Source organism: Streptomyces albus subsp. chlorinus (assembly GCF_013302895.1).
GTDB lineage: Bacteria > Actinomycetota > Actinomycetes > Streptomycetales > Streptomycetaceae > Streptomyces > Streptomyces chlorinus.
Genome location: NZ_VJOK01000001.1, coordinates 6,308,381 through 6,310,630 on the forward strand (window position 1 = coordinate 6,308,381; position 2,250 = coordinate 6,310,630).

Here is a 2,250-nt window from a genome sequence, read left to right on the forward strand (position 1 = left end):
ACGAGGACGAGGGGGACGGCCGCCGCGCTGACCAGCGCGGCGGGCACCAGTCTGGCCGGGAAGCTCCCGGGAGCGAGACCGAGCAGCCGTACGAGCGCGGGCCCCGCGCCTGTGCCGGCGCCGAGCGCCACGGCCATGACGGCGCCGCCGCCCACCGCACGCGCCCAGGCCCGGACCCCGCCGCCTCGGTCCTTCGCCCGGTCCGGTGCGGCCGTGGCGTCCGGGTGCGGTCCCGGAACCGGCGTGGCGCCGGTTCCCCGCTGGGATGCCCGTATGGCCGTGCCGTCGTCCGGCTCCCGGTGCGGCACTGCCCCGCTCCCTCGGTCCTGGACCGTCCGCGGACGGTGAACGCTCGTCACAGCTGACTCCCCTCGGGCGTTGTGTGGCCGCTGACCTGGCCATTTTCGAGCGCTCGGGACTGGTGGGGCTTCGTCGCGAGTGATGATCCGCGACTACATCGAACGATTGACCGGGTGCACCTTCTGGTCCGTATGGCCGGTAGGCGCGCTGTTGCGACGTGGAAGCGGGGACGGGTCGTCATCCAGTGCGTTTATCGGACTAATAGGACTGGTTCGTCCTGGAGGAACACACAATGAGCACCACCGCACCCGCCGACCGAGACGACGCTCCCCGACCGCTCCACCACCACACCGGACCCCGCCCGGCGGGCTCCCGGTCCGCCGTCATGCGTCGCGCCACCGCCGCGCTGGTCCTGGCGGCGCTGCTCGGCGGTGCCGCCGGCTGCGGCCGGTCCTCGGACGACCCGCCCTCCGCCTCCGGCCGGGAGGCCAGTGCCGGACGCGCCGTCCACGGCAAGGACGGGGCCCGGCACGGTGAGGGCGGCCCGGCGCAGCGGGGCTTCACCCTGGTCGCGACCGGGGACCTGCTGGTCCACGACTCCATCATCCGGCAGGCCCGGGCCGACGCGGGCGGCTCCGGCTACGAGTTCGGCCGCATGATCGAGGCGGCCAAGCCGATGGTGCGCGACGCCGACCTGGCGATCTGCCACATGGAGACCATCTACGGCCCCGACGGCGGCCCCTTCTCGGGCTACCCGCTGTTCAAGACGCCGCCGCAGCTCGCGCGCTCCGTCAAGAGCGCCGGGTACGACTCGTGTTCGACAGGGTCCAACCACACCCTGGACGACAGCACCGACGGCGTGCGCCGCACCCTCGACGCCATGGACGCCGTGGGCCTCAAACACGTCGGCTCCGCCCGCTCGGCACACGAGCGCCGGAAGCCCGCCATGATGCGGGCGGGCGGCGCCAAGGTCGCACAGCTCGCCTACACCTACGGCACCAACGGCATCTCCATCCCCCAGGACAAGCCCTGGCTCGTCAACCTCATCGAACCCGAGCGCATCATCCGGGACGCCAGGGCGGCCCGCCGGGCGGGTGCCGACGTGGTGGTGGTCAGCGTGCACTGGGGCACCGAGTGGCAGCAGGAGCCCGACTCCCTCCAGCGCTCCGTCGCCAGGAAACTGACCGCTTCCCGGTCCCACGGGCTCAAGGACATCGACCTGGTCATCGGGACCCACGCCCATGTGCCGCAGGCGTACGAGAAGGTCAACGGCACCTGGGTCGTCTACGGCATGGGCGACCAGATCGCCGGCAAGATGAACGACCCCCGCGGCTCCATGGGTACGGCCGCGCGCTTCCACTTCACGCCGCCGAAGCGGGACGGGGACGGGGAGGGCGACAAGGACGCCAAGGCGCACCAGGCGCGGTGGACGGTCGACAAGGCGTCCTTCACGCCCTTCCTGATGCGGACCTCGCCCCGCCACACCCTTGTCAACCTCGCCTCCGGGGCGAGCCGGGAGGCGGGCGACGCGGAACAGGACGAGGCATTCCGGACCATCCGCGAGGTCGTCTTCAGCCGCGGCGCCAAGGAGGACGGGCTGCGCATGGTCCCATGACGGGACGGGCTTCGCGGTCCGGCCCCAACTGCCCGATTTCCAGAGGGCGAAGGCAATGGTGCTGGCACTACCTTTCTCCCGGGAGCTGGCTGGAGTCCCGGAACTAGCGCCAGCACCATGGTGAGCAGGCGCCGCTGACGGAACCCTTGTCAGGTATGACGAGCGACTCCGCGGCACCTCCGCGTGCCCCTTCCACCCCTGACCCGCCCGGCCTCACGCCCCCGTCCCCTCCACCCGTGCCGTCCCCGCCGCCCCCCGCTTCCTCACCGCGCGTGCTCAGCAGGCGGGACTTCACCGGCGGTTCGGCCCGGCTGGCCACCGGTGCGCTGCTGACG

Annotated in this window: 1 protein-coding gene and 1 pseudogene; one reads left to right on the top strand and one right to left on the bottom strand. The window is 72.4% G+C overall.

Features of this window, described 5'->3' with window-relative positions; all coding sequences use genetic code 11:
• Positions 1-308, bottom strand: a pseudogene (locus tag FM076_RS27330) (hypothetical protein); the annotation flags it as partial.
• 284 nt (positions 309-592) lie between these two features.
• Here FM076_RS27330 and FM076_RS27335 point away from each other — a divergent pair.
• Positions 593-1,915 (top strand): CapA family protein, encoded by a 1,323-nt coding sequence (locus tag FM076_RS27335; protein WP_428815059.1) that lies wholly within the window; start codon positions 593-595, stop codon positions 1,913-1,915.
• The last annotated feature ends 335 nt before the right edge of the window (positions 1,916-2,250 follow it).

Bases quoted from the DNA above. Each gene is read 5' to 3' on its own strand.
- FM076_RS27335 (WP_428815059.1), top strand. From the start codon at position 593: ATGAGCACCACCGCACCCGCCGACCGAGACGACGCTCCCCGACCGCTC.